Consider the following 15367-nt stretch of genomic DNA (forward strand, 5'->3'; position numbering starts at 1 on the left):
GGGTGGACCTTACGGGCGCGCGGGCATGAGAAGGCCTCAGCCCTCTCCCAGTACCGCCCGGATCACATGCCGGGCGTTGTGCGCCATGGACGGGTTCGTCCTGCGGTAGTACGGCAGGGCGATCAGGGCCTGAGAGAGTGTCCGCCCCCGGCCGCGCTTCCAGGTCGCGTCGTCCACGCCGAGCGCTTCACGGAAGACCTCTCTCGCGTCGTCCGGCAGCAGGTTCCACGCCGGAAACAGATCGCAGGCCGGATCGCCGACCCCCGTGCACCCGAAGTCGATCACTGAGGTCAGCCTGCCACCGTCCACCAGCAGGTTGCCCGGCATCAGGTCGGCATGCAGCCACACCGGCGGCCCGTCCCAGTCAGGGGCCCGCAGCGCGTCCTGCCATACGGCGACCGCCGCATCACAGTCGACGCCCTCCTGGGGGATCCCGCGCAGTTCCTCGATCGCCGCCCGGGTCTCCGCGTCCTGCGAGGCGAGCGGTCCGCCTCGGTGCGCACGCGGCGCTCCCGGCAGGGTGATGCGCCGCATCGCCGCCACGAACCCGGCCAGATCCTCGGCCAGCAGCACGGGCTCGCTCAGCGCCCCGGCCTCCGGGTTCTCGCCGGCGACCCACCGGTACACCGACCACGGCCACGGATACCCTTCGGCGGGCTCCCCGGCACCGAGCACCTCGGGGATGGCCATGGGGAGCCGGGGTGCGAGGAGGGGCAGCCATTCCTGCTCCATCGACACGTCCCCGGCTCCGCCCTTCAGAAGCGGCAGCCGTACGACCATGCCGTCTCCCAGCCGGTACATGGCGTTGACGGTGCCGCCGGACGGAAAGCGCTCCACGGCCAGTCCCGCCCACTGCGGGAACTGCCCGGCGATCAGTCGCCGTACGAGGTCCTCGTCGATGGGATACATGCCGAGATGCATCTGCCCTGTGCTCATGGGGCGCTATCCGACCGCCGGACACCAGCGGACGTCAAACGCTTTTCCGCCCGTCACAGGCCTGGCCCTCGCCGCGGTGCCGTGGGCCGTCAGGGTCTTCACGAGGTGAGGCCTGGAGCCGGGAGCGCCGCGCAGCCGTCCGATCTCTCGCGCGCGAGGGGGAGAGGGTTTGCTTGGCGGTGACCTGTGCAAGAAGTGGTGGGGACGCCGGCCGGTGACCATGGCCGGCCCTTGACCCAGGAGGTCCGCGTGGAGAACGTTCCGGACGACCGCAAGTACACCCGCGAGCACCTGTGGGTGCAGGTGGTGGGGGACGACTGGGTGCGCGTCGGCATCACGAACCCCTGCCAGAGCAGTCTCGGTGACATCGACCGCCTGGAGCTCCCGGACACGGGCGCCGCGATCGACGCGTCCCAGCCGGCCGGGGTGGTCGGGTCGACGACTGCGGTCGCCGAGCTCCGCATGCCGATGAGCGGCACGGTGGCCACCGTGAACAAGAAGACGGTCGCGGCCCCGTCGACGGTCAACACGGATCCGTACGGGGAGGGCTGGCTCTTCGAGGTGACCGTCGACAAGCCGGCGCAACTCGACGGGCTGGTCACGGCCAGCCAGTACATGTCACAGCACGGGGCCACCGACCAGGGCCTGCCCGGCTGATCACGGAAGGGGCGGATGGAGGCCCCTTCTCCACACCCGGGCCTGCCCCGGGTCCGGCAGAGGCGGCAGCGCCGACTGCTCACCGAGCGGGCACGACACAACCACCTACGCACGCGGTGATCGGCTTCCGTCCGGACCCGCTCAGAGAGCGCGCGACTCCTCACCCCGCCGGTGCGGCAGCGGCGTGAAGTGCCTTCGTGGTGAACTCGTCGAGGGGGTAGAACAACTCGATCGCCAGTTCCGACAGCGTCACATCCGCCGGCGCTCCGAACGTGGCCATGGTGCTGAACATCGACAGCTCGCCCAGGGGAGTGCGGACCCTCAGCGGCACCTGCACCGGGCTCGGGCGTGCCGCCGGGGCGGCGGCGTCCGGCGTCTCCTCGTCCGCGGGGACGGGGTACCGGCACACCTCCTCGTACAGCGCGCGCAGTTCCGCGTCTCCGGTGGCGTCGGCCTGCCTGAGCAGCCGCTGGAGGAAGAGCGTCCGGACTTCGGCGAGGTTCGCCAGTCGCGAGGCCAGGCCGTCGGGGTGAAGGGTCAGCCGGAAGACGTTCGGCCGGGGCTGGAGCAGATGCGGCGGTATCCCGTCCATGAGCACGGACATGGCCCGGTTGCTGACCAGCACGTTCCAACACCGGTCGACGACGACGGCGGGGTAGGGCTCGTGCGTGGTCAGCATCATGTCGAGCGCGGAGCGGACGGAGGCCATTTCCTCGTCGTCGAGACGGCTCTCCCGGTACGCGGGCGCGTAATCGGCGGCCAGCAGCAGGGTGTTGCGCTCACGCAGGGGAACGTCAAGCGCGGCGGACAGGCGGAGCACCATCGTGCGGCTCGGGCGCGCCCGCCCGGTCTCGACGCAGGAGAGATGCCGGGCCGAGGTTTCCGCGAGGAGGGCGAGTTCGAGCTGGCTCAGCCTGCGGCGGCGGCGCCACTCCCGTAGCAGGGCACCCACGCGGGACGGCTGATTCATCTCCATGTCGGGGAGGATAGTTGCCTGTTGATCACCGCGGCCATGACCTCGGAGGTCATTGAGTTCGTGATCCCCGCGATGCCAAGGTCTCACCGGACCCGGGCCGGTCGGGCCCCGGCCACGAATCAAGGAGACCCGTATGAGCACCCCGGTGAGCACGCCGGCCACGACGAGCACGTCCGCCACCGCTGCCCCGCCCCAGGCGTCCAACAGCCCCGCGGCCGACCTGCTGCGCACCAGCCTGCGGATCGACGGCTGGAGCACAGCCCTTTTCGGCGTCGTCCTGCTCGCCGGAGGCACGTGGCTCAGCGGTCCGCTCGGCCTGCCGGTCACCTGGTCCGTGCCCTTCGGAATTGCCATGCTGGGCGGGGCCGCGGCCCTCGGCCTCATCGCCGGCTATCCGCAGATCCCTACGCGCCTCGTCGCGACCGTCGTCGTGGGCAACGCACTGTCCTGTGTGCTGCTCCTGGTGCTCGCGTTCTCCGGCGTGCTGCCGCTCACCGGCCCGGGGGTCGCTTTCCTGATCGTCGGAGCGGTGGTGGTCGCCGCCTTCTCCGGGCTTGAGTTCGCGGGCCTCCGCCGCGCAGCGGTCGGATGAGTCGCCGGTCCTGCCGGACACGGACTTCGCTACGCATGGACATCACACTCACCGGAGAAGCGGACGTGCGCGTACGAATCGTTCACGGCATCGCCCTGCTGTCCACCTGCCGTCCTGAGCGTCCGTACCCGCATTGACAGTCGGATCTCCGCGGACGGAAGCCGGCCGGGTGGGATCTCCCGGACGCGAAGACCGCCGTCGAAGTGCCCAGCCGACGAGAACCGCCGCCGCCGCGACGGCATAGGCGGTGGTGCCCACCGTGTCGGACCCCGCGAAGGCCCGGCCGGTGACATACGCGGCAGCGCCGGCGGCCGCGACGGGAAGCCACTCCCAGCGCCCGTCGAGCGCGACGAGCGCGATCAGCAACAGGGCGTACCAGGAGTAGCCGGGGGTGAGGAGCAGGAAGGCGCTGCCGGTGACGAGCAGGGCGCCGCTCCAGGGGCGGTTCGGATCGCCGCGGCGCAGCACGTACATCACGACGATCACAAGCATCACCACGGCGGCCGGGAGCGCCCAACTGTCGGGCAGCACCAGGCGCAGCAGCGCGTAGCGGTTCGTCGCCGACGCGTCGTCGTAGCCCTCCTCCTCCACGTATCCGCCGAGGAAACCGAAGACCGAGGCATGGGAGAGCAGGACATACGGGAGGTACAGCAGCCCGACGGCCGCGGCGGCGGGCAGGACCACCGCGGCCGCGTCGCGGAACCGCCGGACGCCCGACAGCGCGCCGGGCAGGAGGACTGCGGGCACCAGCTTGGTGGCGACCGCGAGCCCCAACAGGGCGCCGCCCGCCGTGCGGTGCCGGGTGACGACGCCCAGGGCGGCCACGGAGAAGAGCACCCCCAAGGCGTCGACGTGAGCGTTGTTCACCGCCTCGATCGGCACGGCCGGACACCAGGCCCAGTACGCGGCCGGGCGGGGATCACCTCGCCGGCGCAGCACCAGCAGCAGTGCACCGGTGATCGCCACGGACAGCAGCGCACCGCCGGTCTGCAGGGGCTTGTGGCGGGCGCCGTCCGGCGACAGCGCGTGCACCAGCAGGAAGTAGCCCTCGGCCAACGGGGGATAGATGGTGTGCACGGCCGGGCGATTGAGCCGGGTGCAGACATCGTCGGAGACCCGGACGCGATCCGGACCGGCGCAGTCCGCGCCGCGCGGAAAGAGCCAGACGTCGCGCAGGCCGGCGAGTGCGGCGTCCCTGGGGGCGTGGTCGTACGGCGAGATTCCGGCGGCCTGCACGCGGCCGTCCCAGGCGTACCGGTAGGAGTCCGTGCTCGTGCGCGGAGGCGCCACCAGGCCGGTCACGGCCACGGCGACCGAACCGATCAGGACCAGCGCCGCCGCCGCGCGCACCGGGACCTTGCGCAGCGACAGGACGGCGAGTGCGAACAACAGCCAGCAGGCCGCGTACCACCACGAGAGGCCGGCGGGGTCGGCGTGGTACCCGTCGTTTCGTACGGTCAGGGCGAGCACGGCAACCAGGGCAGTGAGCAGAAGACCGGTGACGGCGGCACGAGGGCTGATCATGACCTCAGCGTGGCAGCGCAGGGCGCCGCGCACCGCGCACGGCGCCGGACGTCCGCGTTTCGTAAGGTGTCGAACCGCCCACGGACGCGTCGGCACAGATGTGATGGTGGCCATGAGAACGAGCTCGAGACCGCGCCTGAGCCTGAACCCGAAACTGCCCTCCTTCTCCGGCAGGCTGCACGACGCCCGTACGGCCACAGTGATCGGACGCTGGCTCGGCGGCGCGATCGCGGTGTGCTTCCTCACCGGGCTCATCAGCCACTATCTGCAGCACCCACCCGGTTGGCTCGTCAACGCCCTGCCCAGCCGCCCGGCGTGGGGATACCGGTTGACCCAGGGGCTTCACGTGGCCACGGGCGTCGCGGCGATTCCGCTGCTGCTCGCGAAGCTGTGGACCGTCTACCCCCGGCTGTAGGTGTGGCCGGCCGTACGGTCCGTACGGCACGGCCTGGAGCGGCTGTCGGTCGCCGTGCTGGTCGCGACGGCGGTCTTCCAGCTCTTCACGGGCCTGCTGAACGTCTTCGAGTGGTACCCGTGGCCGTTCTCCTTCGTGCCGGCGCACTTCGCCGTGGCGTGGCTCGTGGCCGGCTCCGTGCTGCTGCACGTGGCGGTGAAGGCTCCCGACATCGCCGCGCACTGGAGTAACCGGTCACCGGGCACACGGGAACTTCCGGCCCTGGACGGCCCGGATCGCCGTTCCCTGCTGGCGGCCGTCGGAGCGGCGGTCGGCGCGGTGACACTGACCACCGTCGGGCAGGCGTTCACCCCGCTGAAGGAGCTCGACCTGCTCGCGGCCCGGGACCCCGACATCGGACCGCAAAGACTGCCGGTGAACCGCACGGCCGCCGCGGCCCGGGTGACCGCGACCGCCCTGCGGGACTGGCGGCTGCGGGTGGCCGGACCGCGGCCGTACGTCCTGACGCTGGATCAGCTGCGGGCACTGCCCCAGGCCCGGGTGACCCTGCCGATCGCGTGCGTGGAGGGGTGGAGCCTGTCCGCCGACTGGGGCGGCGTACGAGTCCGGGACCTGCTCGAGCGGGCCGGAGCGCACCCCGACGCGGGAGTCCGAGTGGTGTCGATGGAGGTGAGCGGCGCCTACCGGGTGATGACGATGGGCCGTGAGTACGCCCGCGATCCCTCGACGCTGCTGGCGCTCACCCTCAACGGGCAGGTGCTGTCGGCCGACCACGGCTTTCCGGCGCGGATCATCGCACCGAACCGGCCCGGCGTACTGCAGACGAAGTGGGTCACCCTGCTGGAGGTGCTGTGATGCGGATGGTGCGGTACGGCGTCGGCGCCCTGGGAGCGCTTCTGCTGGGGATCGGCGGGGCGTTGCTGTTCTCCGTAGGGGATCCCTGGAACGTGGTCGTGTGGCTGGGCGGGGCGCTCGTACTGCACGACGTGGTGATCGCCCCCCTCGTCCTCGGGGTCGGCTTGCTGCCGGCGGCCCTCATGTCGCGAGCGGAACCGGGAGTGGTGCGCGGGGCGCTGGTCGTGGGCGGGGCACTGGTACTGATCGCCCTTCCGCCGCTGTTGCGGCCCGGCGCGCCCCCGAACCCGTCCGCCCTGCCGCTGCCTTACGCGCGGAACCTGGTCATCGTGCTGGCGGTGGTGGCCCTCGTGACGGGCGTCCTGCTGCTGCTCGCGCGCCACAGGCGTCAGGATCATCAGGGTGGTCAGGGTGGTCAGGGTGATGAAGGTGGTCAGGATGGCGAGGTGGGTGAGGTTCGCCGTGAGTGAGGCTGTCGGCGCAGCTCGACGAAAAGCCGCCCCTGAGCCGACCACCGGCGAGTCGCCGTCCAGCCGGCCACCACGGCGTGGGCACCGAGGGCACGGGCGCCGACCAGGGCCCACGCGAAGGGTGCGCCGTACCCTCCCCGGCCGTCGTCGACCCGGACCTCGCATCGCTCGTCCAGTTCCTCGCCGGCGGTCTCGGCTATCAGCACCCCGGTGGGGGCGACGAGTTCGCCCATGCGTCGCAGCAGCGCGACGGGGTCACCGCCGATGCCGATGTTGCCGTCGATGAGCAGTGCGGTGCTCCAACGCCCCTCCCTGGGCAGCGGCTCGAACACCGACCGGCACAGCGCCGCCCCGCCCTCGCGTACGGTACGGGCCACCGCTTCCCGGCTCACGTCGATCCCCAGCGCCCGGTGCCCGCGCGAGGACAGTGCAGTGACCAGCCGCCCGGGGCCGCACCCGATGTCGAGGACCGAACCCCGGCATCGGCGCAGTACGGTCCTGTCGGCGGCATCCGGAGCGGCACACCAGCGCTCCACGTCCAGCGGCAGCAGTCGCCCGTCGCCGCGGCGCAGAAAGAGCGGGCCACGGCCGGTGCGCAGCGCGTCGGAGTAAGGGTCGGCACGCCAGGCGACGGCCGTCACGGCATCGCCGCTCTGACGGGCTCCTTGGGCGGCGGCGGCCGTCACCGCATCGCCACGCCGATGGGCTCCTTGGGCGGGGGCGACCGTCACAGGACGGGCGGTGCCCTGATGGGCTGCCTGTGCGGCGGCGGACGTCACAGGACCGCCGCCCCCGTCAACTCCCGGTGCACTGCGGCGAACCGGCCGTCCGGTGCCTCGGCGGCGACCAGCCGGGCGTCGTCCGCGGTGTCGACGTCCCTCAGCACGGGCAGCCGACCGACTCGCAGACCGGCGTCGGTCAGGCGCGCGTACTGCACCGCGCCGGTGGTCGGCGCGGACATCGGAACACCGCGTACGAGCTCCGCGTCCGGCGCGGCGAGCCCGAGCGCCCAGAACCCGCCGTCACAGGCGGGACCGAACCAGGCGTCGTGATCGCGCCAGGCGTCAGGAGCCAGGGCGGGCGCCACGAGTCCGGCCGTGATCTGCGGGGTGTCCATCCCCACCAGCAGCGCCGGCCCGTCGCACAGGGCGAACGCGGCGGCGATCCGCTCGTCGAGACCACCCGCGCACTGCGGCACGACGTCGAAGCCCGAGGGAAGCCACGCTCCCGGCGTCCCCTCCAGGACGAGCACCCGCCGGCCTGCCGGGAGCGCGGATACGACGGCCAGGGTGTCGGCCAGCGCGGCCTCCGCGAACCGCGCGGCCTGGAGCGGAGTGAACGGTGGGGTGAGCCTCGTCTTCACCCGCCCCGCCATCGGCGCCTTCGCGATGACAAGAAGCGTGGTCACTGCTCGCCCCCGACCTCGGCCAGGACCCGACGCATGTCGTGCACCGCCTGCCAGGTGCCCCGCCAGGTGCCGGTGACCTTCGACTTGCCCGCGCGCGGCAGATACGGCACGTCGACTTCCCGCACCCTCCAACGGGCGTCGGCCGCGCGTACGACCATCTGCAGCGGATAGCCGCTGCGCCGGTCGGTGAGACCCAGTGCGAGCAGGGCCTCACGACGTGCGGCCCGCATCGGCCCCAGGTCGCGCAAGCGCAGGCCGGTGCGCCGCCGCACCATCCGGGCGAGCGCCAGGTTTCCGGCCCGCGCGTGGACCGGCCAGGCGCCCCGGCCCTGCGGGCGCCGCCTTCCCAGGACGAGATCGGCCTCGCCGCCTTCGATCGCTCGCACGAACGGCTCCAGCAGCCCCGGGTCGAGGGAGGCGTCACAGTCGCAGAAGCAGACGATGTCCGCCGCCGAGGCGGTCAGCCCGGCGTGGCAGGCGGCGCCGAAGCCCCGCCGCGGTTCCTGCACGACGGTGGCGCCCAGCCGCCGGGCGATCTCGTCGGACCCGTCCGTGGATCCGTTGTCGACGACGATGGCGCGCCACGAGGTGGGGACGCGTTCCAGGACCCAGGGGAGTGCCTCGGCCTCGTTCAGACAGGGGAGTACTACGTCTACGGTCACGACGATCACCGTACGGATTCCCGGCAGACAAACCGGACTTCAACTCCTTACGAAACGCGGACGTCGGGGCGGAGACGGGACGGGCCCGGGCGACACCGCCCGCCCGCCGAGCCCGCCACCGTGCGGCTGGGCGGCTGCGGCCGCCGGGACACGGTGGGCGGGGGCACTGGGGCAGCCCGAGCCGGCCCGGGGACGGGGCACGTGGGAGGAGGACACGGGCCGCCGGCGCCTGAGCCGGGCTCGGCGGCGGGGGCGGAGCGGGGAGCGGGCGATGCTGCGGTCGCCGCACGATCGACCGCCCGCTGTCACCGTGTACTGGCGGCGGTCATGGGGCCGCTGCTGCCGGCTCGGTGGCCGAGCCGGGGAGTGTGTCCCTGGGACCCGACGGTTGAAACGGGGATGGGCGGCGTCAGCCCCGGATCCGCACCGGTCGGATCATGGGCAACGAGCCCCGCGACGTCCCCAGGTGGGAGGGAGGCGCGGGCCCCGCCGCCTCCGCGGCGCCGGGGCCCGGGGGCGTCTCAGGGAGAGGGAGCGGTGGACACCGGGGAAGACGCCGCCCGTTGTGGCGCGCGCGCGAACTCCGCCATGCCGTCCTCGAAGGAGACCTCCGGTCGCCACCCCAAGTCGCGTCGCAGCCGCGCCGAGTCGGCCGTGATGTGGCGTACGTCGCCCAGCCGGAACTCGCCGGTCACGACGGGCTCCGGACCCGCGCACGCCGCGGCCAGCGCGGCGGCCATCTGGCCTACCGTGTGCGGCTCGCCGCTGCCCGTGTTGTACACGGCCAGAACCCCGGCTTCCCGATCGCCCATCGTCTCCAGCGCCGCCACGTTCGCCTCGGCGACATCCCGTACATGGACGAAGTCCCGTCGCTGGGCGCCGTCTTCGAAGACCTGTGGCGCCTCGCCCCGGGCAAGCGACGACCGGAAGAAGGAGGCCACGCCGGCGTACGGCGTGTCGCGGGGCATGCCGGGCCCATAGACGTTGTGGTAGCGCAACGACACCGCCCGCCCGTCCGTGCCCCGCGCCCAAGCGGCGGTCAGATGCTCCTGCGCCAGCTTCGTCGTGGCGTAGACGTTGCGAGGATCGACCGCCGCATCCTCGTCCACCAGGCCTGGGCTCAACTCCGCGCCGCACACCGGGCACGACGGCTCGAACCTCCCGGCCTCCAGGTCCCCGACCGTCCGGGGGCCCGGACGGACCGCGTCATGACGTGGGCACGCGTAGCGGCCTTCTCCGTACACGACCATGGATCCGGCCAGTACGACGTCCCGTACGCCGGCCCGGGCCGTGGCGGCCAGCAGTACCGCCGTACCCAGGTCGTTGCAGCCGACGTACTCCGGAGCGTCGGCGAAGTCCTTGCCCAGCCCGACCATCGCGGCCTGGTGGCAGACGGCGTCCACGCCCCGCAGTGCCGACCCGACGGCCTCCGCGTCGCGGACATCGCCCCGGATCAGCTCCGCGTCCGGCACGTGGGGCGGCCCATGGTGGGCGGTCGGGAGCAGCGCGTCGAGAACGACCGCTTCATGACCCCGCGCGGTGAGAGCCTGGACGATGTGGGCGCCGATGAATCCGGCGCCGCCTGTGACGAGTACTCGCATACGGAGGACGCTACGGCGCCTCAGGACAGCGTGCCCTGACCCACGCGCGGGCGTAAGACTTCCGTCATGTGGCATGGGTCATCGGTCATGCGACCTGCCACCCATCGACCTCAGGGCCGCCGCTGTTCGCCGCGCGAGGGGCTGCGCGGTGGGAGCGCCAGGCGGCGAGGGCCTCGGTGCGGGTGGCGTCGGGATGGGTGGCGTGCCAAGTGCGCAGGAACCGGTTGAGCTCGAACTGTGCACCGATCTCGCGGGTGAAGTAGGCGCGCGGTACCTGGCTGCAGTGGGTCGGCATGCGCGCACCGTCACACCGGCGCCACCCGCTCGCGTCCCACTCCCGCTTCCGCTCCCGCCGCCGTGTCCGGATGTCGGCGAGAAGTTTCCCCACTGCTGGTGAGGAGGTCGGCCAACCGCTGTGCGGTGTCCGTGGGGTGAGCGGTGTGGAGGAGTTCCGTACGGTGGAGCAGCCGGGGTTCCTCGACAGGGACGGCCGTGATGCCGGGGAGCGTGGTGCCCAGGGTCAGGGGAAGAGCCGCGAGACCGTGGCCGGCGGCGGCAAGCACGGCCAGGCCGTGCAGATCGGTGCCACGATGGCGGATCCGGGGACGGAACCCGTCGGTACGGCAGACGTCGCGCAGCCGGTCGAGGGGAATGGCGGTGTCAGGGGCGTCGATCCACTGGGCCTGCGACAGATCGGTCAGCCGTACGGCGCGGCGCCGGGTCAGGGGATGGCCCTCCGGAAAGAGGACGGCCAGCGGCTGTTCGGCTGCCGCGAGTGTGGCCATGGGGCCCAGGTCGGGCAGCGGCAGCGGGTCGCTGGGTGCGGCTACGCCGTCGATGAGGCCCAGGTCGGCGCGGTTGGTGAGGACCTCCTCGATCACCGATTCCCGTCCCATGACCCGTACTTCGAGGTCCAAGGGTCGGGTGGCCGTGCGCAGTTGGGCGAGGCAGTGCGCGAGGGCCGGGGTGAGGGCGGCGGGCGAACAGGCGAGGGTCAGCTGGGCGGGGTGAGCGTGGTGCAGGCCTGCGATGTCGGCGCGGGCGGCGTCCAGGCGCAGCAGCAGGGCGGGGGCGTGCTCCATCAGCCGTGCGCCGGCCGGAGTGGGGGCGACGGGCCGCCGCTCGACGAGTCGGCTGCCCAGATCGGCTTCCAGCGTGGCGATGTGCTGGGAGACGGCGGACTGGGTGTAGCCGAGGGCCGAGGCGGCGTGGGAGAAGGAGCGGTGTTCGAGGACGGCGACGAAGGTGCGCAGCAGATGCGTATCCATGAGTATCAGTGTTGCTTATGCGGAGTGCATGAATCATCGTTGGACGCGATCGTGGGGCGGTCGGCAGGATGGCGGCATGAACCACATGGCACGCATCGCGCTCGTCGGGGACCGCTCCGACGCTGTTCGCTCCCACGCTCGTATCCCCGGCCTGCTGGAGGCCCTTCGCGTTCGGGACGGTCTCGATCTGGACGCGTACTGGATCGCCACGGAGGACGCCGATGAGGGCATGGACGGCTTCGACGCCGTCTGGGTTCTGCCCGGCAGCCCCTACCGCAGCGAGGACGGGGCCCTGGCCGCGATCCGCGCGGCCCGCGAGAGCGGCATCCCCTTCCTGGGGACCTGCGGAGGCTTCCAGCATGCTCTGCTCGAATTCGCGCGCAACGTCTGCGGCCTGGACCGCGCCGCCCACGCCGAGAACACCCCGGACGTCGCCGACGAGGACGCCGTGATCGTCCCGCTGGCCTGCTCGCTCGTCGGCCACGAGGGCACCATCCGGATAACCCCCGGCTCCCGGGCCGCCGGCCTGATCGGGGCCGACCGCGCGCAGGCGCGCTACCACTGCAACTACGCCACCAACCCCGATTATCTGGATGTCCTCCGCGCACACGGCCTGACCTTCACGGGCACCGACGAGAGCGGTGACGTCCGCATCGCCGAACTGCCCTCCCACCCCTTCTTCCTGGCGACCCTCTTCCAGCCGGAGTTGGACGGCGACGGCACTCGGCCGCACCCTCTGATCACCGGCCTGGCCGCAGCCGCCGTCGACCACGCACGCACCCGATGAGCGAGGGCGCCAGTCGGTCCTGGATCAGCACACTGGCTCGCGCCTGGCTGCGCGCGTGCACGGTGCCAGACGCCCACGCGACGAGCCCGCTCGCCCCGACCACAGAGGCCGCACTCGCCGCCGCGCGTGTCGACCACCACCTCCGCCGAAGGAATGGTGACGCATCCTGATCCAGTTGCTCCGTACCCCGACGTCGCGAGGCGGGACAGCCTCGCCGTGGCGCTCCAGGCCGAGGCGGAAAAGGACGGTTTCTCCGTCTCTGGATCTGTCGCTATGGTGCGGCCGTGACCGGCTCCGCGCAGCGTCCGCTGCTATTTCTTGATGTCGACGGACCGCTGATTCCCTTCGGTGCGGCGACCCAGCCGTATCCGACGTATGCGACAGGCCGTGAACCGCTGGATGCTGGTGCCCATCCGCTTCTGACCAGGATCAATCCCGGGCACGGGCCCCGGCTGGCGGCCCTTCCGTGCGAGCTTGTCTGGGCCACGACATGGGTGGCTGACGCGAACGAGTGCATCGCCCCCCGCCTCGGTCTGCCACCGCTGGACGTGGTCATCTGGCCAGAGCCGTCGGACATCGACGACCAGGACGAACGCGACGGACTGCACTGGAAGACCCGCGCTCTGGTCGAATGGGCGGCGGGGCGCCCATTCGCCTGGGTCGACGACGAAGTAACCGACATTGATCGGGCCTGGGTCGCTGCCCATCATGCGGCAGACGCCCTGCTCCTCCGGGTCGATCCCCGCCGGGGTCTGACTGATGGAGACTACGCGGTTCTCGACTCCTGGCTGAGACGGTTGTCTTGACAGTCGGCGGGCACGGCTGCGGCCAAGACGGGCGGCGCCGGTTCCGACCGCTTCGGCTCCGACGCTCGCGCCCTTCGGATTCGTCAGCCCGCCCACCGGCCTGACAGGAACGTGAGGGCGAAGACCGTTGTCAGGGGTACGACGAGACAGAGGTAGAGCGTCCTGACCCGTGGCCGGCGCAGACTCCACGCGGCCAGGGCGATCCACAGGGGCCACCACAGCAGGGTGGCGCGGGGAATGGACATGTACCAGTAGGAGGTGCCCAGGGCCCACAGATTGAGGGCGATGTAGACGGCCTCGGCCCATCGGCGTCTCCGGAGCAGTAGGACGAGCACGGAGAGCCCGACGAGCATGGCGAGGAGTTCGGCCTGGAACATGAAGGCGTAGGGCGTGGTCTGGGCATGGGCGAATGCGGCGTGCCAGGTGTTGGCCCAGGCTTCCCATGGTGTGTGGAAGGTGCGGTACCAGCCGCGTTCCTGGGCATGTTTCCAGGCCATCCAGTCGCCGGTGTGCGCGTGCAGGTACCAGGTGTAGAGGGCCGCGGGCAGCGCGGGCAGGGCCAGCCAGGGCAGCCGGTGCCAGTGGTGGCGGCTGCGGGCGGTGAGGGCGAAGTGCACGGCTATGGCGGCGGCGAGGAAGAGGCCACTGATGCGTACGGTCGTGGCCAGGGCGGTCAGAGTGGCGGCGAGGGGCCAGTGGTGCCGCTGGGCGGCGAGCCAGGCGGGCAGGGCGAGTGCGAGGAAGAGCGCCTCGCTGTAGCCGACGGCCAGGAAGATCGCGCACGGCGAGAGCAGCAGGAACAGAACTGCGCGCCGGCCGGCGTCCGTACGGGGCAGGTGCAGCCGGGCGATCCGCGACAGCGCTACGACGGCTACGGCCCCTGCGAGGAAGGAGATCAGCAGGCCGGCCGCAGTCCAGTCGGGGATGACGGTGTGGACGGCCCGCAGCAGAAGCGGGAAGCCGGGGAAGAAGGCTTCCCGGTTGTCCCAACCGCTCAGCCAGGGGCCCGCCTCCCCGGGGAAGTACCCCTCGCGCGCCACATGCAGGAAGTGGGCCCAGTCCCACTGCTGGAAGGGCGCGAGGACAGAGGCGGGAGATCGGGATTCGGAGTCGGCGGGAAACAGCCACCGGGTGCAGTAGGCGGTGCTCCAGACGCCTATTCGGGTCAGCAGGTACAGCCACAGTGCTTCACGATCCGCGCTGCTCAATCGGTTCGTCAAGAAGCCCCAGAGGGGTGCTCTCGCGCTCTGCGGGGCGGGCCCGGACGGTGTGCGGCGGCGAGGCGGCAACTGGTGCTGGGGGACGAAGAACTGCGTGGACGCAGTCTCCTTCTCGCCCGATTGGGGCGACAAAGTAGGCATATCGGACTCTCTGGAGTGTGCGGAGGCGCGCCGGATCGCCCTGGCCCGCCGGGTCACGAGGCGAAACGGATCAGGGGGCTGACGTGCCGACGCCGTGATCAGGAGGCTGCGACGAAGTGGCGGACGAGCTGCCCGTCGTGGCCGGGCTGGTGGTGGTTCCTGTCGTGCCGGGGCTGGGGTGACCACCGGTCGACGGTGGCCGGGTGGTGGACGCGGGTGACGGTTCGCGCGACGACGACGGGCTGGTGGCCGGGAGGCCGGGGGCGGGCTCGCCCGGCAGGAGTGTCGCCGTGGCGGCACCGCCGCCGGCGACGATCAGGCACGCGGCCGCCGTGAGCGCGACGACGTGGCGCCGGTGCGCCCGCTTGCCGCGTTCGGCGATCTGCGAGATCGGGGCCGTACGCGCGCGGGACTGCCCGGCGTCGGCCGCTTGGCGGAACAAGTGCCGGAGCGGGTCGTGGGGCTCAGGCATCGGGGGCCTCCTCAATGCGCCAGTCCTGCAAGCTGTGAGCGAGTGCGGCGCGCCCGCGGACGAGGTGCGTCTTGACGGTGCTGGCGGACAGACCCGTCTCGCCGGCGATCTGGTCGACGGTGAGGTCGCACAGGTAGTGCAGGGTCATCGTGCGGCGCTGCTGCGCCGGCAGCTCGCGCAGCGCGTCGACCAGCACCACCTGATCCGGACCGGGTCCCTCGACATGAGGTGAGGGGCCACCACGCCTCCAGGCGTCGGTCGTACGCCGTCGGAAGCGCCATCGGCTCACCGCCAGACGCCAGGCGACCGTACGGATCCACGCCTCGGGCCGGCCGTCACGATCAAGCTGCCGTCGCCGACTCCAGCCTCTGACGAACGCCTCCTGTACGAGGTCCTGAGCCTCGTGCAGGTCGCCGAGCATCACGTACAACTGCCCGTGAGACGTGCCGCCGCCTGGGCGTAGAACTCTTCGAACTCCTCGACGGTCAACAGCCACTCCCGGATCTTTTCGCTTCACCGGGCATACGCCCGGCGCGGCCCATCCGGTCGACACCGAACATGAGGAAACAGAGTGACG

At 71.8% G+C, this 15367-nt stretch carries 16 protein-coding genes and 2 pseudogenes; 6 read left to right on the top strand and 12 right to left on the bottom strand.

Annotated elements, in window-relative coordinates:
* Nucleotides 1-36 precede the first annotated feature (36 nt).
* Nucleotides 37-936, bottom strand: coding sequence for an aminoglycoside phosphotransferase family protein (locus ACZ7J0_RS25255; protein WP_470890941.1), 900 nt, complete (start codon nucleotides 934-936; stop codon nucleotides 37-39).
* A 249-nt stretch (nucleotides 937-1185) separates the two neighbouring features.
* Here ACZ7J0_RS25255 and ACZ7J0_RS25260 point away from each other — a divergent pair, with 249 nt between their 5' ends.
* Nucleotides 1186-1593, top strand: coding sequence for a glycine cleavage system protein H (locus ACZ7J0_RS25260; protein ID WP_470890943.1), 408 nt, complete (start codon nucleotides 1186-1188; stop codon nucleotides 1591-1593).
* A gap of 160 nt (nucleotides 1594-1753) precedes the next feature.
* On the opposite strand, the gene ACZ7J0_RS25265 is transcribed toward ACZ7J0_RS25260, so the two are convergent.
* On the bottom strand, nucleotides 1754-2569 hold the full coding sequence (locus ACZ7J0_RS25265; RefSeq protein WP_470890945.1) for an MmyB family transcriptional regulator: 816 nt from the start codon (nucleotides 2567-2569) through the stop codon (nucleotides 1754-1756).
* 133 nt (nucleotides 2570-2702) lie between these two features.
* Between ACZ7J0_RS25265 and ACZ7J0_RS25270 the strand changes: the two genes are divergently transcribed.
* Nucleotides 2703-3161 carry a hypothetical protein gene (locus ACZ7J0_RS25270; protein ID WP_470890947.1) on the top strand — a complete coding sequence of 153 codons (459 nt, stop codon included), beginning with the start codon at nucleotides 2703-2705 and terminating at the stop codon, nucleotides 3159-3161.
* Nucleotides 3162-3209: 48 nt separating this feature from the next.
* On the opposite strand, the gene ACZ7J0_RS25275 is transcribed toward ACZ7J0_RS25270, so the two are convergent.
* On the bottom strand, nucleotides 3210-4685 hold the full coding sequence (locus tag ACZ7J0_RS25275) for a glycosyltransferase family 87 protein (RefSeq protein ID WP_470890949.1): 1476 nt from the start codon (nucleotides 4683-4685) through the stop codon (nucleotides 3210-3212).
* 112 nt (nucleotides 4686-4797) lie between these two features.
* On the opposite strand from ACZ7J0_RS25275, the pseudogene ACZ7J0_RS25280 reads away from it, so the two are divergent.
* Together ACZ7J0_RS25280 and ACZ7J0_RS25285 are read left to right on the top strand one after the other, a co-directional pair.
* Nucleotides 4798-5955: pseudogene (locus ACZ7J0_RS25280) on the top strand (molybdopterin-dependent oxidoreductase).
* Nucleotides 5955-6425, top strand: a complete 471-nt coding sequence (locus tag ACZ7J0_RS25285) for a hypothetical protein (RefSeq protein WP_470890951.1) — start codon at nucleotides 5955-5957, stop codon at nucleotides 6423-6425. Before ACZ7J0_RS25280 ends, ACZ7J0_RS25285 begins: the two are co-directional and overlap by 1 nt.
* On the opposite strand, the gene ACZ7J0_RS25290 is transcribed toward ACZ7J0_RS25285, so the two are convergent.
* From ACZ7J0_RS25290 to ACZ7J0_RS25315, 6 genes are all read right to left on the bottom strand, one after another.
* The gene (locus ACZ7J0_RS25290; RefSeq protein WP_470890952.1) at nucleotides 6389-7111 is read right to left on the bottom strand and encodes a class I SAM-dependent methyltransferase; all 723 of its coding nucleotides are present in this window, start codon (nucleotides 7109-7111) and stop codon (nucleotides 6389-6391) included. The genes ACZ7J0_RS25285 and ACZ7J0_RS25290 overlap by 37 nt on opposite strands.
* 89 nt (nucleotides 7112-7200) lie before the next feature.
* Nucleotides 7201-7833, bottom strand: a complete 633-nt coding sequence (locus ACZ7J0_RS25295) for a TIGR04282 family arsenosugar biosynthesis glycosyltransferase (RefSeq protein ID WP_470890954.1) — start codon at nucleotides 7831-7833, stop codon at nucleotides 7201-7203.
* A complete protein-coding gene (locus tag ACZ7J0_RS25300; protein ID WP_470891132.1) occupies nucleotides 7830-8501 on the bottom strand; it encodes a glycosyltransferase family 2 protein in 672 nt (223 codons plus the stop codon). Before ACZ7J0_RS25300 ends, ACZ7J0_RS25295 begins: the two co-directional genes overlap by 4 nt.
* A gap of 515 nt (nucleotides 8502-9016) precedes the next feature.
* On the bottom strand, nucleotides 9017-10096 hold the full coding sequence (locus ACZ7J0_RS25305; protein ID WP_470890956.1) for an NAD-dependent epimerase/dehydratase family protein: 1080 nt from the start codon (nucleotides 10094-10096) through the stop codon (nucleotides 9017-9019).
* 85 nt (nucleotides 10097-10181) lie between these two features.
* Nucleotides 10182-10391 (bottom strand): hypothetical protein, encoded by a 210-nt coding sequence (locus ACZ7J0_RS25310; RefSeq protein WP_470890957.1) that lies wholly within the window; start codon nucleotides 10389-10391, stop codon nucleotides 10182-10184.
* Between the two features lie 10 nt (nucleotides 10392-10401).
* Nucleotides 10402-11364, bottom strand: coding sequence for a LysR family transcriptional regulator (locus ACZ7J0_RS25315; RefSeq protein WP_470890959.1), 963 nt, complete (start codon nucleotides 11362-11364; stop codon nucleotides 10402-10404).
* Nucleotides 11365-11440: 76 nt separating this feature from the next.
* Here ACZ7J0_RS25315 and ACZ7J0_RS25320 point away from each other — a divergent pair, with 76 nt between their 5' ends.
* Entirely contained in the window at nucleotides 11441-12151 is a 711-nt protein-coding gene (locus ACZ7J0_RS25320; protein ID WP_470890961.1) for a CTP synthase C-terminal region-related (seleno)protein, read from the top strand.
* A gap of 284 nt (nucleotides 12152-12435) precedes the next feature.
* On the top strand, nucleotides 12436-12957 hold the full coding sequence (locus tag ACZ7J0_RS25325; RefSeq protein WP_470890963.1) for an HAD domain-containing protein: 522 nt from the start codon (nucleotides 12436-12438) through the stop codon (nucleotides 12955-12957).
* Between the two features lie 83 nt (nucleotides 12958-13040).
* Here the strand turns inward: ACZ7J0_RS25325 and ACZ7J0_RS25330 are convergent, their stop codons facing one another.
* The 3 genes and pseudogenes from ACZ7J0_RS25330 to ACZ7J0_RS25340 form a co-directional block, all read right to left on the bottom strand.
* On the bottom strand, nucleotides 13041-14318 hold the full coding sequence (locus ACZ7J0_RS25330; protein WP_470890965.1) for a mannosyltransferase family protein: 1278 nt from the start codon (nucleotides 14316-14318) through the stop codon (nucleotides 13041-13043).
* A 70-nt stretch (nucleotides 14319-14388) separates the two neighbouring features.
* Nucleotides 14389-14790, bottom strand: coding sequence for a hypothetical protein (locus ACZ7J0_RS25335; RefSeq protein ID WP_470890967.1), 402 nt, complete (start codon nucleotides 14788-14790; stop codon nucleotides 14389-14391).
* Nucleotides 14783-15279: pseudogene (locus tag ACZ7J0_RS25340) on the bottom strand (SigE family RNA polymerase sigma factor). The gene ACZ7J0_RS25335 and the pseudogene ACZ7J0_RS25340 overlap by 8 nt, the downstream one beginning before the upstream one ends.
* Between the last annotated feature and the right edge of the window lie 88 nt (nucleotides 15280-15367).

This window comes from Streptomyces sp. NPDC038280, from assembly GCF_055600045.1.

Coding starts and splice junctions, on each gene's coding strand:
- ACZ7J0_RS25255 (WP_470890941.1), bottom strand. CDS start 936: ATGAGCACAGGGCAGATGCATCTCGGCATGTATCCCATCGACGAGGAC.
- ACZ7J0_RS25265 (WP_470890945.1), bottom strand. CDS start 2,569: ATGGAGATGAATCAGCCGTCCCGCGTGGGTGCCCTGCTACGGGAGTGG.
- ACZ7J0_RS25270 (WP_470890947.1), top strand. CDS start 2,703: ATGAGCACCCCGGTGAGCACGCCGGCCACGACGAGCACGTCCGCCACC.
- ACZ7J0_RS25275 (WP_470890949.1), bottom strand. CDS start 4,685: ATGATCAGCCCTCGTGCCGCCGTCACCGGTCTTCTGCTCACTGCCCTG.
- ACZ7J0_RS25285 (WP_470890951.1), top strand. CDS start 5,955: ATGCGGATGGTGCGGTACGGCGTCGGCGCCCTGGGAGCGCTTCTGCTG.
- ACZ7J0_RS25305 (WP_470890956.1), bottom strand. CDS start 10,096: ATGCGAGTACTCGTCACAGGCGGCGCCGGATTCATCGGCGCCCACATC.
- ACZ7J0_RS25310 (WP_470890957.1), bottom strand. CDS start 10,391: ATGCCGACCCACTGCAGCCAGGTACCGCGCGCCTACTTCACCCGCGAG.
- ACZ7J0_RS25315 (WP_470890959.1), bottom strand. CDS start 11,364: ATGGATACGCATCTGCTGCGCACCTTCGTCGCCGTCCTCGAACACCGC.
- ACZ7J0_RS25320 (WP_470890961.1), top strand. CDS start 11,441: ATGAACCACATGGCACGCATCGCGCTCGTCGGGGACCGCTCCGACGCT.
- ACZ7J0_RS25330 (WP_470890965.1), bottom strand. CDS start 14,318: ATGCCTACTTTGTCGCCCCAATCGGGCGAGAAGGAGACTGCGTCCACG.
- ACZ7J0_RS25335 (WP_470890967.1), bottom strand. CDS start 14,790: ATGCCTGAGCCCCACGACCCGCTCCGGCACTTGTTCCGCCAAGCGGCC.